General features: G+C 69.6%; 13 protein-coding genes and 1 tRNA gene. 11 read left to right on the forward strand and 3 right to left on the reverse strand.

Annotation, left to right across the window (positions count from 1 at the left end; genetic code table 11):
- Nucleotides 1-7 precede the first annotated feature (7 nt).
- The 6 genes from ACS5PV_RS26170 to rpmG all read left to right on the forward strand — a co-directional run bounded on the left by ACS5PV_RS26170 (nucleotide 8) and on the right by rpmG (nucleotide 5,550).
- Nucleotides 8-349: a hypothetical protein gene (locus ACS5PV_RS26170; RefSeq protein ID WP_455398262.1), complete on the forward strand. Its 342-nt coding sequence runs from the start codon at nucleotides 8-10 to the stop codon at nucleotides 347-349.
- A 104-nt stretch (nucleotides 350-453) separates the two neighbouring features.
- On the forward strand, nucleotides 454-2,760 hold the full coding sequence (rnr, locus tag ACS5PV_RS26175; RefSeq protein ID WP_455398263.1) for a ribonuclease R: 2,307 nt from the start codon (nucleotides 454-456) through the stop codon (nucleotides 2,758-2,760).
- Nucleotides 2,757-3,305 (forward strand): DUF983 domain-containing protein, encoded by a 549-nt coding sequence (locus ACS5PV_RS26180; protein WP_455398264.1) that lies wholly within the window; start codon nucleotides 2,757-2,759, stop codon nucleotides 3,303-3,305. Before rnr ends, ACS5PV_RS26180 begins: the two co-directional genes overlap by 4 nt.
- A complete protein-coding gene (locus ACS5PV_RS26185; RefSeq protein WP_455398265.1) occupies nucleotides 3,268-3,999 on the forward strand; it encodes an NUDIX hydrolase in 732 nt (243 codons plus the stop codon). Before ACS5PV_RS26180 ends, ACS5PV_RS26185 begins: the two co-directional genes overlap by 38 nt.
- A gap of 72 nt (nucleotides 4,000-4,071) precedes the next feature.
- Nucleotides 4,072-5,241 (forward strand): MFS transporter, encoded by a 1,170-nt coding sequence (locus ACS5PV_RS26190; protein WP_455398266.1) that lies wholly within the window; start codon nucleotides 4,072-4,074, stop codon nucleotides 5,239-5,241.
- 141 nt (nucleotides 5,242-5,382) lie between these two features.
- A complete protein-coding gene (gene rpmG / locus ACS5PV_RS26195) occupies nucleotides 5,383-5,550 on the forward strand; it encodes a 50S ribosomal protein L33 (RefSeq protein WP_048427126.1) in 168 nt (55 codons plus the stop codon).
- Nucleotides 5,551-5,662: 112 nt separating this feature from the next.
- Here the strand turns inward: rpmG and ACS5PV_RS26200 are convergent, their stop codons facing one another.
- Nucleotides 5,663-6,127 (reverse strand): hypothetical protein, encoded by a 465-nt coding sequence (locus ACS5PV_RS26200; RefSeq protein ID WP_455398267.1) that lies wholly within the window; start codon nucleotides 6,125-6,127, stop codon nucleotides 5,663-5,665.
- 239 nt (nucleotides 6,128-6,366) lie between these two features.
- Complete coding sequence (locus ACS5PV_RS26205) at nucleotides 6,367-7,788, reverse strand: multicopper oxidase family protein (protein WP_455398268.1); 1,422 nt, start codon at nucleotides 7,786-7,788, stop codon at nucleotides 6,367-6,369.
- A 175-nt stretch (nucleotides 7,789-7,963) separates the two neighbouring features.
- On the opposite strand from ACS5PV_RS26205, the gene ACS5PV_RS26210 reads away from it, so the two are divergent.
- The 5 genes from ACS5PV_RS26210 to lon all read left to right on the forward strand — a co-directional run bounded on the left by ACS5PV_RS26210 (nucleotide 7,964) and on the right by lon (nucleotide 14,579).
- Nucleotides 7,964-8,048 (forward strand) — tRNA-Leu (locus ACS5PV_RS26210).
- Nucleotides 8,049-8,182: 134 nt separating this feature from the next.
- Nucleotides 8,183-9,589, forward strand: a complete 1,407-nt coding sequence (gene tig, locus ACS5PV_RS26215; protein WP_455398280.1) for a trigger factor — start codon at nucleotides 8,183-8,185, stop codon at nucleotides 9,587-9,589.
- A gap of 112 nt (nucleotides 9,590-9,701) precedes the next feature.
- On the forward strand, nucleotides 9,702-10,331 hold the full coding sequence (locus ACS5PV_RS26220; RefSeq protein ID WP_048427128.1) for an ATP-dependent Clp protease proteolytic subunit: 630 nt from the start codon (nucleotides 9,702-9,704) through the stop codon (nucleotides 10,329-10,331).
- Nucleotides 10,332-10,609: 278 nt separating this feature from the next.
- On the forward strand, nucleotides 10,610-11,881 hold the full coding sequence (gene clpX / locus ACS5PV_RS26225; RefSeq protein ID WP_048445376.1) for an ATP-dependent Clp protease ATP-binding subunit ClpX: 1,272 nt from the start codon (nucleotides 10,610-10,612) through the stop codon (nucleotides 11,879-11,881).
- A 274-nt stretch (nucleotides 11,882-12,155) separates the two neighbouring features.
- Nucleotides 12,156-14,579, forward strand: a complete 2,424-nt coding sequence (gene lon, locus ACS5PV_RS26230) for an endopeptidase La (protein ID WP_455398269.1) — start codon at nucleotides 12,156-12,158, stop codon at nucleotides 14,577-14,579.
- 111 nt (nucleotides 14,580-14,690) lie between these two features.
- Here the strand turns inward: lon and ACS5PV_RS26235 are convergent, their stop codons facing one another.
- Nucleotides 14,691-15,095: a MucR family transcriptional regulator gene (locus ACS5PV_RS26235; RefSeq protein WP_455398270.1), complete on the reverse strand. Its 405-nt coding sequence runs from the start codon at nucleotides 15,093-15,095 to the stop codon at nucleotides 14,691-14,693.
- Nucleotides 15,096-15,675: the final 580 nt, after the last annotated feature.

Genomic DNA, 15,675 nt, shown 5'->3' on the forward strand with positions numbered 1-15,675 from the left:
AGCTCCGATGACCGACCCGACCTCCCCCGCCGCGACCCTGCGCACGCTCCTCGCCACCCTGGTCAAGTCCGCGCTGATCGCCGACGAGGCCCGCCTCGCCGCCTGGCGCCGCGAGGCGACCGAGCTGCACGGGCGCCTCGTCGGCCAGGACCTCTCCGCCCTCAAGCTCGACGGGATCTGGACGCTCGCGGTGCGCGACGCCGAGGCGCCGGAGCTGCGGCCCGACGAGACGCAGGTCTCGCTCACCATGCCGCAGGCCTGCCCGCTGTCGCTCGACGACCTGACGGGCCACGGCTTCGACGTCGCCTCGGCGGTCGAGCGGGTGCGCAAGTCGGCCTCCACCGGTTGAACGGCGGCCGGCGTTGCTCGGCCCCCCGGTGAGTCCCATATGATGAGGCCTGGACCCCGGCCGTCGGCCGGGGCCGCCTTGTACGTCCTCCTCGAGTCGAGCTGTTGGCCAAGCGCATCCACCCAAAGGGCATTTCTCCGAAGCCGGCGCACGTCGTCCTGCCCACCCGCGAGGCCGTGCTCGCCTTCATCGAGGACTCGCCCCAGAAGGTCGGCAAGCGCGAGATCGCCCAGGCCTTCGGCATCAAGGGCTCCGACAAGATCGAGCTGAAGCGCCTCTTGAAGGAGATGCAGGAGGACGGCGCGATCGAGAAGGACCGCGCCGGCCTGCGCAAGGCCGGCAGCCTGCCGCCGGTCGTCGTCGCCGACATCGACACCCGCCGCGACCGCGACGGCGAGCTGGTCGCGCGGCCGGCCAACTGGGATCCGGAGGCCGGGCCCGCCCCGCTCATCACCGTGCTGATGCCGCGGCCCGGGCGGCGCACCACCGGACCGGCGCCGGGCACCGGCGACCGGGCGCTCCTGAAGATCGAGCCCGACGGCGACACGCCGGGGCGCTATCTCGGCCGGGTCATCAAGGTGATCGGCCGCAACAAGGCCGAGACGCTCGGCGTGTTCCGGGCGCTTCCCACCGGCGGCGGGCGGATCGTCCCCGTCGACAAGAAGGCGCAAGGGCGCGAGATCGCGGTGCCGCCGGGCGGGGAGGGCGAGGCGCTGGACGGCGACCTCGTCACCGTGACGCTCGGCCGCGAGGACCGGTTCGGGCTGACGCAGGGGCGCGTCAAGGAGCGCCTCGGCAGCCTCGGCTCGGAGAAGGCGGTCAGCCTGATCGCGATCCACGCCCACGGCATCCCGCACGTCTTCCCGCGCGAGGTGCTGGCGGAGGCCGAGGCCGCCCGCGAGGTCGGGCTCGACGGCCGTGAGGATTGGCGCGATCTCCCCCTCGTCACCATCGACCCTCCGGACGCCAAGGACCACGACGACGCCGTGATGGCGGTGCCCGATCCCGATCCGGCCAATCCGGGCGGGTTCGTCGTCACGGTGGCGATCGCCGACGTCGCGGCCTATGTCCGGTCCGGCTCCGCCCTCGACCGCGAGGCGCTGATCCGCGGCAACTCGGTCTACTTCCCCGACAGGGTGGTGCCGATGCTGCCCGAGCGGATCTCGAACGATCTCTGCTCCCTGCGCCCCGGCCAGGACCGTCCGGCGCTCGCCGTCCGCATGACCGTGACGGCGGAGGGCCGGAAGCTCCGTCACAGCTTCCACCGCGTGATGATGCGCTCGGGCGCCAAGCTCGCCTACGCCCAGGCGCAAGCCGCGATCGACGGCCGGCCCGACGAGGTGACGGGCCCGATTCTGGAGCCCGTGCTGCGCCCGCTCTGGGAGGCCTACCGGGCGCTCGCCGCCGCCCGCGACGCCCGGGGGCCGCTGGCGCTGGACCTGCCCGAGCGCAAGGTGATCCTCAATGCCGAGGGCGGGGTCGACCGGGTGATCGTGCCCGAGCGCCTGGAGGCGCACCGGCTGATCGAGGAGTTCATGATCCAGGCCAACGTCGCGACGGCCGAGATCCTGGAGGCGAAGAGCCAACCGCTGATCTACCGCGTCCACGACGAGCCGTCGCTGGAGAAGATGCGGGCTTTGAGCGAGGTGATGGCCTCGATCGGCCTGAAGCTGCCGAAGGAGGCGAACCTCCGGCCGGCCCTGTTCAACCGCATCCTCGGTATGGTCGAGGGCAGCGAGCACCAGCTCTTCCTCAACGAGGTGGTGCTGCGCTCACAGGCGCAAGCGGTCTACGCCTCGGACAACGCGGGCCATTTCGGGCTGGCGCTCCGCCGCTACGCCCACTTCACCTCGCCGATCCGGCGCTACGCCGACCTGATCGTGCACCGCGCGCTGATCCGGGCGCTGCGCCTCGGTGCCGACGGCCTGCCGCCGGACATGGAGGGCGGGGAGCTTGCCCAGATCGGCCAGCAGATCTCCGCCGCCGAGCGCCGCGCCATGTCGGCGGAGCGCGAGACCATCGACCGCTTGATCGCGCACCACCTCGCCGACCGGGTCGGCGCGACCTTCTCCGGCCAGGTCTCGGGCGTGACCCGCTCAGGGCTCTTCATCAAGCTCGACGAGACCGGCGCCGACGGCTTCGTGCCGATCTCGACGCTGGGCGCCGACTATTTTCGCCACGAGGAGGGCCGCCACGCCCTCGTCGGCGAGCGCACGCGCCAGACCTTCCGCCTCGGCGACAAGGTCGAGGTGCAGCTGATGGAGGCCGCGCCGGTGGCCGGCGCCCTGCGCTTCGAGATCGCCGGCGGCCGCAGCCCGGCGCCCGGCCCCGCCCGCGGCGGCCCGCGCCGGGCGCGGCCCGCCCCGCCGAGCCGGGACAGCCTGACCAAGCGCCGCGGGAGACGCGCATGATCGAGATCCACGCCGGCCCGGCCGAGCCCGCGGCCCCCGCGGTCGCCCGAACCGGCACCGATCCGTCCTGGATGCTGGCGATGTGGCGCGGCTTTCGCAACCGCTGCCCGCATTGCGGCGAGGGCCGGCTGTTTCGCCGCTTCCTCAAGGTGCGGGACACCTGCGAGGCCTGCGGGACCGAGCTGCACCACCACCGCGCCGACGACCTGCCGCCCTACCTCGTCATCTTCGTCGTCGGACACCTCGCGGGCCTCGGCGTCCTCGAGACCGAGATGCGCCTCGACGTGCCGCTGTGGTTCCAGATGACGTTCTGGCCCGGCCTCGCGCTGGTCGCCTCGCTCGCGCTGCTCCAGCCGACCAAGGGGGCGGTGGTCGGGCTGCAATATGCCCTTGGCATGCACGGCTTTTCCGCGATACGCCGCGCCGGGGCCCAGGCCCATGTCCAGGCCCATGCCACGGACGGCAGGGGCCAGACTGACTTTGCCCGGCACGAGACGGAGACGCGGGATGGCGGCAGGACCGACGGACGGGGCACCGGCTCCTGAGCGGAAGACGAAGCCGCTGCGGATCCGCAACGCCGCGACGCTGATCATCCTCGACCGCTCCGGCGACCAGCCGAAGGTGCTGATGGGCAGGCGCCACGCCGGCCACAAGTTCATGCCCGGCCTGTTCGTGTTCCCGGGCGGCCGGATCGAGCTCGGCGACCGCTCGATGCCGGTGGCCGGCACCCTCAACGACCGGGCCGAACAGGCGCTCGCCGAGCAGGTCCACCCGCCCTTGTTCCATCTCGGCCGGGTGCTGGCGCTGGCGGCGATCCGCGAGACCTACGAGGAGACCGGGCTGATGATCGGCTCCCTCGATTACGGCCCGCCCGAGACGGCGCCGCCCGGCGCCTGGTCGGCCTTCCGCGAGGCGGGCGTGATGCCGGACCTCGAATTGCTGCAATTCGTCGCCCGGGCGATCACTCCGCCGTCGCGCCCCAAGCGCTTCGACACCCGGTTCTTCGCCGTCGACAGCGAGGCGGTGGTGGCCGAGACCCCCGGCATCGTCGGCCCCGATTCCGAACTGACCGAACTCGCATGGGTCGACCTCGCGGCGGCGCGCCAGCTCGACCTGCCGCGCATCACGGGCATCGTGCTCGACGAGCTGGAGGCGCGGCTCGCGGCGGGCTTCAGCCCGATGCTGCCGGTGCCGTTCTTCCACGACGTCGACGGCGAGCATACGCGCGAGGAGCTGTAGGCGCCGGACCCCGGGGGTGGCCTTCCGGAGCCGCCTGTTCCATACGAGCCGGCCCTGACGGCCGGCCCCATCATGACCACCCTCACCACCGATTCGCAGTTCGGGCCCGCGCGCCTCGCGGCCATCGCGGCCGCCATCGCCTGCGTGGCGGTGGTCGGCATCGGGCTCAGCCTGTCGATCCCGCTGCTCTCGCTCGAGATGGAGCGGATGGGCCTGTCCAACACCTGGATCGGCGTCAACACGGCGATCGCCGGGGTGGCGAGCATCGTCGTCGTGCCCTTCGTGCCGCGGGTGGCGGCGCGCCTCGGGGTGATGCCGCTGCTCCTCGGCGCCATCGCGGTCGGCGCGCTCACGCTCGTCGGCTTCCGGGCGGTCCACGATTTCGCCTGGTGGTTCCCCTTGCGCTTCGTGTTCTCGGCGGCGCTCGGGGTGCTGTTCGTCCTCTCCGAGTTCTGGATCAACCAGGCGGCGCCGCCGGCCCGGCGCGGCCTGGTGATGGGGGTCTACGCCACCGCGCTGGCGCTGGGATTTGCCATCGGCCCGGGGTTGCTGCGCGTCCTCGGCACCACCGGCTGGGCGCCCTATCTCGCCGGCGCCGCCCTGTTCTGCGCCGGGGCGCTGCCGCTGGTGATGGCCCGCGGGCTCTCGCCGGAGATTCCGCACAAGGGCGGGCGGGGCTTCCTCGGCTACCTGCGGGTCGCGCCCTCGGCGACGCTCGCGGCCCTCGTCTACGGTGCGGTCGAGACCGGGGGCTTCGCCATCCTGCCGATCTACGGGTTGCGGCTCGGCCTTTCGCCTGAGCACGCGGCGGGGCTCGTCAGCCTGGCGGCGCTCGGCAACGTGCTGTTCCAGATTCCCGTGGGCTTCCTCGCCGATCGGATCGACAAGCGCCGGGTGCTGCTCGCCGCCGCCTTCCTCGGTGCGCTCGGCGCCGCCGCCCTGCCGCTCGGGGCGAACGATCCGTGGCTGCTCGCCGCGATCCTGTTCGCCTGGGGCGGCATCGCCGGCACGCTCTACACCGTCGGGCTCGCGCATCTCGGCGCGCGCTTCGACGGCGCGGCGCTGGCCGGCGCCAACGCGGCGTTCCTGGTGCTCTACAATGTCGGGCTGGTGCTGGGGCCGCCGCTCGTCGGCGGCGGCATGGACCTCGCTTCGCCGCACGGCTTCGCCTGGTCGCTGGCGCTGCTGTTCGTCGCCTACCTCGCGGTGGTCGGCGGGCGGATGATCCGGGCCGCCCCTTGACCGGCGCGGCGCTCGGTCGCCCGGGCTTGACGCCCGGAAGGTGATGGGGCAGGAAGGCGCCGCGTTCTGGCCGGGCCTGCCCGGCCGTTTTGCGTTTCGGTGCTCCGGGCGCAACACCCGTCATCCAGAAGAGGTCGCGCCATGGCCAAGGCCGTCACCATCAAGATCAAGCTGCTCTCGACCGCCGATACCGGCTACTTCTACGTCACGAAGAAGAACTCGCGCACGAAGACCGACAAGCTGTCGTTCAAGAAGTACGACCCGATCGCGCGCAAGCACGTCGAGTTCAAGGAGACCAAGATCAAGTGATCGTGTGCAGGATTTGACGATCCTGCGCGAGATTTGACGATCTTGGGGATGCGTGATGCATCTTGAAAAAGGCCGCCCACAGGGCGGCCTTTTTCCGTTCGGAGCCCGGCCGTCAGCCGAACAGGTACATCGCCCCCGGCAGGGCGACGAAGCCGGCGGCGCAGCCATAGGCGAGCCATAGGCCCGGCCGGCGGGCGGCGAGGCGGCGCAGGCGCTTGGCGGTCGGCCCCGCCTTGACGGTGCGCCCGTTCACGCACGAGCACAGCAGGTTGTGGGCCTCGCCGGTACTCAGCTCGAAGAAGCTCCGGGCCTCGCCGAAGGTGTCGCCGGCAAGTCCGCTCGCCCGCAGCACCGGATCGGCATAGGCGAAGGCGAGCGGCGAGTTGTCGGCCCGGATCGCCCCCCGCATCTTGCGGGGCACGAACTCGATCTCCTCCAGGGTGATGAAGCTGCGGCCCGGATCGCGTTCGAGGATCTCGGCGAAGCGTTCGAGCCGGGCCCGGCGCCCTTCGAGGAGGGCTGGGACGGTGTCGACGTCGGCGATGTCGCGGATGTGGCGAAGCGGCTGATGTTCCATGCTGGGAACCTCATCGATGCGCGGCAGCCCATGATGCGCTGCGGGTGCGCCAGCATGCGCCAAGCATCCCGCCGATGCATTGGCTCACGTTAACACATTCTCTTGATCGATCTGCTGCCACGCTTGAAGCAAAAGCCGGTAAAACGGGCACGAGCAAGGACTTGAATACATCGCCTCAAGCGCGGCCTTCGGCAATCCGGCGGTCGGCTGCGACCGCCGGACGCAGGTGGGCCGGTGGCTCAGGTCACCTCGAACCAGCCCCACAGGCCGGTGTCGAACCGCTCCAGCACCGTGGCGCTGACGAGCCAGCGGCCGGGATTGTCGGCGAGGAACGCGATGCGGGCGGTGCGGCCCTCCAGAAGCTGGAAGGTGTCGAGCCAGTACGGCTCCCAGCCGTCGTCGAGGGGGTGCAGCAGCCGGAAGGCGTGGCCGTGCAGGTGGAGCGATTGCGGGAAAGCCGTATTGTTGGTGAGCGCCAGCACCACCGCGGTGTTGCGCTTGACCGAGAACAGGGCCGGGTTCTCCGCCCGGCCGGCGGCGCCGTTCAGCGTCCAGATCCGGGTCGGGTCACCGGTGAAGCTCGGCGCGGCCTCGGGCTTGCCCTTGTCGAACACCGCGCCGCCCGCGATGGCGATGTCGCGCCGGAAGGCGTTCTGGAGCTTGATCTCCGGCGGCAGGAGCTTGTTCTCGCCGATCGGCGCCACGGGCGGCCGCGCGGCCAGCGGCTCGCCCTTGGCGACGATGCGGGCGAGCGGCAGGCCCGGCCCGATCAGGGCCACCACGGCGCCCGCCGGCTCGGACGCCGCCGGCACGTCGAGGAGGATGTCGTAGCGGGTGCCGGGCTGGAAGGGCAGAGTGGCCCGCAAGGGCTCGAAGGTGTCGGTCGGCTGCCCGTCCACCGCCGCCACCCAGGCCTTGAGGCCGTCGAAGCGGATCCGGGTCGCCCGGGCGTTGCAGGCATTGGCGAGCCGCAGGCGCAGGCGGGTGCCGGGCGCAGCCTCGATCACCTCCGGCGCCGGCTTCCCGTTGACGGTGAGCGCGTTGCCGAGCCGGCCCGCGCTCGCCGCGAAGGCGGCCTGCCCGAAGGCCGCGAGCGTCCCGTCGGCTTCCACGCGCCAGTCCTGGAGGATCAGCGGCACGTCGCGGTCGACGACCGGGGCCTTGGCCTCCTCGACCACCAGCAGGCCGGCGAGCCCCCGCCCGGCGGGCTCGCTCGACCCGCCGACGACGAGCGGGCGGATCAGGAAGGTGCCGGCATCCGGCGGGGTGAACTCGTAGAGGAAGCTCGCCCCCGGGGCGACGGGAGCCTGGGTCACCCCGCCGACCCCGTCCATGGCGTTGCGGTTGCGCACCCCGTGCCAGTGCAGCGACAAGGACCGCTCGGTCTTGTTCTCCAGCCGCAGGCGGACGGCCTCGCCGAGCCTGACCCGCAGGACAGGGGGCGACGCTTGCCCGTCGAAGGCCCAGACCGGGGTCTCTGGCGCCGGCTCCGGCTTGATCCGCGCCTTGGCGGGGGCCGCCGTCAGGCGCCTGGCCTCCGCCGCGGCCGGCTGGGACGTCGTGCCGGGGGTGCCGCCCTGCGCCCTGGCGAGAGCCGGCGCGAGGGAGAGGGCGGCGCCGGCGAGCAGCGCGCGACGCGAGGGCGGCAGGGACGACGGCATGGCACCTCGCTGGACGGAGATCGTCTTCGCGCCGGGCGGGCGGTCCCCCGGCGGACCCGCCTTGTAGCCGGGCTGCCGGCGCGGGGCGAGGCGTGGCCTAAAATTCTTGCTGCGTGGCCGATACACCATGCTATAGAGCCGCGCCCGGGCGCGTATGGCCTCGGGCGCGAGCGTCGCGGGCGTGGCGGAATTGGTAGACGCGCTGGATTTAGGTTCCAGTGACGAGAGTCGTGGGGGTTCGAGCCCCTCCGCCCGCACCACCTCCGCCAGGCGACACGACGGATTGGGTTCAAGCAGCAAGGCCGGCTCCTTGTCCTGACGGTCCCGTCGCACGGCAGCCGCCGTCCGGGCCGCAGCGAGACCGGATTCGAAGGTGCAAGGCGGAATGACGACGATGCAGGTGACCGAGACCAAGGCCGAGGGGCTGAAGCGCGAATTCCAGGTGGTCCTGCCCGCGGCCGAGCTGGAGAGCCGGCTCGCGACCGAGCTCGACGGGATCAAGGGCAAGGTGCAGATCAAGGGCTTCCGCCCGGGCAAGGTGCCGGTCGCCCACCTGCGCAAGGTCTACGGCCGCTCCGTGATGGCCGACGTCGTCCAGAACGCCGTCACCGAGGCCAACCAGAAGATCGTCGAGGACAACAAGCTCAAGCTCGCGCTCGAGCCCCAGGTCCAGATGCCCGAGGACAAGGACGAGATCGAGAAGGCGCTCGACGCCAAGGGCGATCTCTCGTTCAAGGTCGCCCTCGAGGTGATGCCGAGCTTCGACCTCGTCGACCTCTCGGACGTGAGCCTGACCAAGCAGGTCGTCACCCCCTCCGACGAGGAGATCAACGCGACGATCGAGCGGATGGCCGCCGCCAACCGCCCGTTCACCGACCGGCCCGAGGGCCAGTACGCCGAGACCGGCGACCGGCTGACCATCAACTTCACCGGCCGGATCGACGGCACCCCGTTCGAGGGCGGCACCGGCGAGGACATCAACCTCGACCTCGGCTCGAACACCTTCATCCCGGGCTTCGAGGACCAGCTCCTCGGCGCCCGCGTCGGCGACGAGCGCCTGGTCAAGGTCACCTTCCCGGAGAATTACGGCGCCGAGCACCTCGCCGGCAAGGAGGCCGAGTTCGACGTCACCGTGAAGGCCATCCAGTACCCGGGTGAGCTGACGATCAACGACGAGCTCGCCAAGAACTTCGGCATGGACTCGCTCGACGCCCTCAAGGACGCCGTGCGCGAGACCATGGGCCGCGAGTACGAGGCGGCCTCGCGCCAGAAGCTGAAGAAGGGCCTGCTCGACGCCCTCGACAGCCGCTACTCCTTCGAGCTGCCCCCGAGCCTCGTCCACCAGGAATTCGCCGCCGTGTGGGCCCAGGTCGAGCAGGACCTGAAGAACCGCGGCAAGACCTTCGAGGACGAGGACACCACGGAGGAGAAGGCGCGCGAGGAGTACCGCCGGATCGCCGAGCGCCGCGTGCGCCTCGGCCTGGTGCTTGCGCAGGCCGGCGAGAGCGCCGATATCAAGGTCTCGGACGACGAGGTGAATCAGGCCCTGATCGCCCGCGTCCGCCAGTTCCCCGGCCAGGAGCAGCAGGTCTGGGATTTCTACCGCAAGACCCCGCAGGCGCTGGCCGAGCTGCGCGCCCCGCTGTTCGAGGAGAAGGTGGTTGACCACGTCCTCGGGCAGGTCAAACTGGTCGAGGAGCCGGTCTCCAAGGAGGCGCTGTTCGCCGACGAGGACGACGCCGAGGAGACCAAGGCTGATTCGGCCGAGGCTGCTCCCGCGGGTGAGTCCAACCCGGCCTGATCCTCGCGACGGCCCCGAACGGGCGGCGGGGACGGGGCCTGCGAGGTCGTACGTTTCCGCCGCTACCCCGGCCGCCCAGAGGCGGCCGAGTTCCGTTCAGAGGGCCATCGAGATGAGAGATCCGGTCGACTATTACAACAGCGCGCTCGTCCCCATGGTGGTCGAGCAGTCGAGCCGCGGCGAGCGCGCCTTCGACATCTATTCGCGCCTGCTGCGCGAGCGCATCATCTTCCTGACCGGCCCGGTCGAGGACTATTCCGCGTCGCTGATCGTGGCGCAGCTGCTGTTCCTCGAGGCGGAGAACCCGAAGAAGGAAATCTCCTTCTACATCAACTCGCCGGGCGGCGTGGTCACCTCCGGCCTGTCGATCTACGACACGATGCAGTTCATCCGTTGCCCGGTCGCTACGCTCTGCGTCGGCCAGGCCGCCTCGATGGGCTCGCTGCTGCTCGCCGCCGGCGAGGCCGGCCACCGCTTTGCCCTGCCGAACGCCCGGATCATGGTGCACCAGCCCTCCGGCGGCTTCCAGGGCCAGGCCACCGACATCCTCATCCACGCCCGCGAGATCGAGGCCCTGAAGCGGCGCCTCAACGAGATCTACGTCAAGCACACCGGCCGCGAGTACGAGGCGATCGAGCAGGGCCTGGAGCGCGACAACTTCATGACCGCCGACGCGGCCAAGGAGTGGGGCCTGATCGACGAGGTGCTCCAGAAGCGGGCCGAGGCGCCGGCACAGGCCTGAGGTGCCAGGCCTTCCGCCGGAAGGGGTCCCGCCCGCGCGGGACCTCGCCCGGCGGGGGGCCACCGCTCCGGAAGACGGATCCCCGATGCGGCCATTTGGCGGGAGCCTGTCGCATCCGTGGGATTGATCCGGCGGTGGCTGCGTGTTTGCATCGCGATTCTGCGTCGGGCGCCCGGCGCGCGTTGGGGCGGTGACTGTTTCTTTAGCCGGGCGCCACTATCTAAAAGCGATGCGGTCGTGCCCCCGGGGCGGGACCGATCGGGGACTTGGAGACCCATATGAGCAAGGCTGGCGGCAACGACTCGAAGAGCACGCTGTACTGCTCGTTCTGCGGCAAGAGCCAGCACGAGGTTCGCAAGCTGATCGCGGGCCCGACCGTCTTCATCTGCGATGAGTGCGTCGAGCTGTGCATGGACATCATTCGCGAGGAATCGAAGTCCTCGCTGGTGAAGTCGCGGGACGGCGTACCGACCCCGAAGGAGATTCGGCGGGTCCTGGATGACTACGTCATCGGGCAGGACTTTGCCAAGAAGGTCCTGTCGGTGGCTGTGCACAACCACTACAAGCGCCTGGCGCACGCGACCAAGCACAACGACGTCGAGCTGGCGAAGTCCAACATCCTGCTGATCGGCCCGACAGGGTCGGGCAAGACGCTGCTGGCCCAGACCCTGGCGCGCATCCTCGACGTGCCGTTCACGATGGCCGACGCGACGACGCTGACCGAGGCCGGCTACGTCGGCGAGGACGTCGAGAACATCATCCTCAAGCTGCTCCAGGCGTCCGACTACAACGTCGAGCGGGCGCAGCGCGGCATCGTCTACATCGACGAGATCGATAAGATCTCGCGCAAGTCGGACAACCCCTCGATCACCCGCGACGTGTCGGGCGAGGGCGTGCAGCAGGCGCTCCTGAAGATCATGGAGGGCACGGTCGCCAGCGTGCCGCCGCAGGGCGGGCGCAAGCACCCGCAGCAGGAATTCCTCCAGGTCGACACGACCAACATCCTGTTCATCTGCGGCGGCGCCTTCGCGGGGCTGGAGCGGATCATCTCGGCCCGCGGCAAGGGTACCTCGATCGGCTTCGGCGCCACGGTCCAGGCCCCGGACGACCGTCGCACCGGCGAGATCTTCCGCAACGTCGAGCCCGAGGACCTGCTCAAGTTCGGCCTGATCCCCGAATTCGTCGGCCGCCTGCCCGTGCTGGCGACCCTCGAGGACCTCGACGAGACCGCGCTGAAGCGCATCCTCCAGGAGCCGAAGAACGCGCTGGTCAAGCAGTACCAGCGCCTGTTCGAGATGGAGAACGTCGATCTGACGTTCCAGGAGGAGGCGCTGAGCCTCGTCGCCCGCAAGGCGATCGAGCGCAAGACCGGCGCCCGCGGCCTGCGCTCGATCCTGGAGAGCATCCTGCTCGAGACGATGTACGACCTGCCCGGCCTCGACTCGGTCGAGCAGGTGGTCATCGGGCCGGAGGTCGTCGATGGCAAGTCGCGGCCGCTCTACATCCACGGCGACCGCGGCAAGGACGCGCCGGCGAGCGCCAGCGCCTGATCGTCACGCGAAGAGGCCGCCGCGAAAACGGCGGCCTCTTGCACGAGAGGCGGCCGGATGCGGCCGGGTGGCACGGTGCTTGAAAGCGGCATCCCCAGGAGCCACCTGAGAGTCAACGCGGCGGCCGCATGCTCACCGAATCGAGGTGCGGTCCCGCGACCCGGCCGCTCTCTCGTTTCCGACCCCCGCGGCCCGGTCGGCCCCCAGCGTTCCTCCTGCTTTTCCCCCTAGTAAGGGGAGGGATCTGGGCGTCACCACACAAGGAAGTCAGTCAATGACCCAGCCGAAATCGCGCCAGCCCGTCGTTCCCGGTTCGACCGGGACCTACGCGGTCCTGCCGCTGCGCGACATCGTGGTCTTCCCGCACATGATCGTGCCGCTGTTCGTCGGGCGCGAGAAGTCGATCCGGGCCCTCGAGGAGGCGGTGCGCACCGACCGCCACATCCTGCTCGCCACCCAGGTCAACGCCACCGACGACGATCCGGCCACCGACGCGATCTACACCATCGGCACGCTCGCCAGCGTCCTCCAGCTGCTGAAGCTCCCCGACGGTACCGTGAAGGTGCTGGTCGAGGGCGGCGGTCGCGCCAAGATCCAGGATTTCGTCCGCTCGGACGAGTACTACGCCGCCGACGCCGAGGTGCTGCCGAACGATCTCGGCGACAAGATCGAAGCTGAGGCGCTGGCGCGCTCGGTGATCTCGGAGTTCGAGAACTACGTCAAGCTCAACAAGAAGATCTCGCCCGAGGTGGTCTCGGCGGTGATCCAGATCGACGAGCCCTCGAAGCTCGCCGACACCGTCGCCTCGCACCTCGCGGTCAAGATCTCCGACAAGCAGGCGATCCTCGAGATCCCGACCGTCGCCCAGCGGCTGGAGCGCGTGCTCTCGCTGATGGAGAGCGAGATCTCGGTGCTGCAGGTCGAGAAGCGCATCCGTACCCGCGTCAAGCGGCAGATGGAGAAGACCCAGCGCGAGTACTACCTGAATGAGCAGATGAAGGCCATTCAGAAGGAACTCGGCGACGAGGACGGCCGCGACGAGCTGGCCGAGCTCGAGGACAAGATCGAGAAGACCAAGCTGTCGAAGGAGGCGCGGGACAAGGCGCTGGCCGAGCTGAAGAAGCTGCGCCAGATGTCGCCGATGTCGGCCGAGGCGACCGTCGTGCGCAACTACCTCGACTGGATGCTCGGCATCCCGTGGGGCAAGCGCTCGAAAATCAAGAAGGATCTGCCCGGCGCCCAAGCCATGCTCGATTCCGATCACTTCGGCCTCGACAAGGTCAAGGAGCGGATCGTCGAGTACCTGGCGGTGCAGCAGCGCGCCAACAAGCTGACCGGCCCGATCCTGTGCCTCGTCGGTCCTCCCGGCGTCGGCAAGACCTCGCTCGGCAAGTCGATCGCCAAGGCCACCGGTCGCGAGTTCGTCCGCATGTCGCTCGGCGGCGTGCGCGACGAGGCCGAGATCCGCGGTCACCGGCGGACCTATATCGGCTCGATGCCCGGCAAGATCGTGCAGTCGATGCGCAAGGCCAAGACCTCGAACCCGCTCATCCTGCTCGACGAGATCGACAAGATGGGCATGGACTTCCGCGGCGATCCGTCGGCGGCGCTCCTCGAGGTGCTGGATCCAGAGCAGAACGCGACCTTCAACGACCATTACCTCGAGGTCGATTACGACCTGTCGAACGTGATGTTCGTGACGACCGCCAACACCCTCAACATCCCGCCGGCCCTGCTGGACCGGATGGAGGTGATCCGCATCGCCGGTTACACCGAGGAGGAGAAGGTCGAGATCGCGCGCAAGCACCTGATGCCCGGCGCGCTGAAGAAGCACGGCCTCGAGCCGAAGGAATGGTCGATCACCGATGACGGCCTGATGCTCCTGATCCGCCGCTACACCCGCGAGGCGGGCGTGCGGAACCTGGAGCGCGAGATCTCGAACCTGATCCGCAAGGCGGTGAAGGAAATCCTGATCTCGGGGGTGAAGAGCGTGACGGTCTCGGCCGAGAACCTCGACACCTTCCTCGGCCCGGCGAAGTTCCGCTACGGCGAGGTCGAGACCGACGATCAGGTCGGCGTGGTCACGGGTCTCGCCTGGACCGAGGTCGGGGGCGAGCTGCTCACGATCGAAGGCGTCATGATGCCCGGCAAGGGCAAGATGACGGTCACCGGCAACCTGCGCGACGTGATGAAGGAATCGATCTCTGCGGCGGCGTCCTACGTCCGCTCGCGGGCCGTCGATTTCGGGGTCGAGCCGCCGCTGTTCGAGCGCCGGGACATCCACGTCCACGTGCCGGAGGGGGCGACCCCGAAGGACGGGCCGTCCGCCGGCATCGCCATGGCGACGGCGATCGTCTCGGTCATCACCGGCATCCCGGTGCGCCGCGACATCGCCATGACGGGCGAGGTGACCCTCCGCGGCCGGGTGCTGCCGATCGGCGGTCTCAAGGAGAAGCTGCTCGCGGCTCTGCGGGGCGGCATCAAGATCGTGCTGATCCCCGAGGAGAACGCCAAGGACCTGGTCGACATCCCCGACAGCGTGAAGAACGGGCTCGAGATCGTTCCCGTCTCGCGCATGGATCAGGTTCTCGAGCGGGCGCTGATCCGCAAGCCCGAGGCGATCGAATGGGACGAGCCGCTGCCGAAGGCCGCTCCGGTGCGGTCCGAGGACGACGCCTCCGGGCTGGTGGCGCACTGACGCGCACAACGCTCGACGGCTGACATGAAAAAGGCCCCCGGACCTCGCGGTCCGGGGGCCTTTTTGTTCGGGGCCGAAGCCTCCGCGTCCGAGGAGGTGTCGCAGTGGGCGTCAGGCGCCGCGCCGGCGACCCAGCCCGCTGTTCTTGGCGAGTTCGGAGCGCTGTGCAGCGTAGTTGGCGGCGACCATCGGATAATCGTGCGGCAGGCCCCACTTGCGGCGGTACTCCTCGGGGGTGAGCCCGCGGGTCGACAGGTGGCGCTTGAGTGACTTGTACTGGCGGCCGTCCTCGAGACTGATCAGGTAGTCCGGGGTCACCGTCTTCTTGATCGGCATCAGCGGAGCCGGCTTCTCCGCCTCCACCGCCTGGGTGTCGCCGAGCCGGCTCAGCGACTGGTGGATCGCGTTGATCAGCGCCGGCAGGTCGGCGACCGGTACGGAGTTGTTGGACACGTAGGCCGACACGATGTCGGCCGCGCGCTCAATCAGGTTGGTTTCTTGATCTTGGTCCAGCATTCAATCGGCTCCGATGACAGAGTGCGTGCCCCATGCGGGTTCGAGCGCCGCGGGTCAATATTTCTTTTTGGCAATGCGACAGAATTACACCGCGGAAACAAAGTTGTGCGCTACGGATAGTGGTGGTTTGTTCCCCAAGCTGGCATTTTTCGCCCATGCGCCCACGTAATACGAGGACTGCGCGTTCAGCCGGGCAGACGGTGCGTGCGAGCCCTCGCAGGTGTCTGGTGTCGCGTGAGCTGGCCGGCGCGCGGGGGGAGAGGGGAGGGGGCCTGTCGCGAGAGCTTCACAAAGGAGTTGACGGGGCAGAATCGGGCGCCTATACGACCACCCATCGGCGCCGGCCGCTTCCGCGGCCCGGGCGCTGAACCGTCTTCGAGACAGTCTGGGCTGGCGAGCCTGACCTTAGTCAGGCGCTGGTCCCGTCGTCGCCGAGGACTGCCGGATCACTCCGGTTCGCTCTTTGACAAGTTCATACGAGAAAGAGAAGCGTGGACGGCGTCGTCCCTGCGGGCCGGTTCTTCGGAACCGGTCGTGAGTAGGATGATGCTGGTCTGACGTTTCGGTGCTCACACGATCA

It is taken from the genome of Methylobacterium sp. Gmos1 (assembly GCF_053764715.1).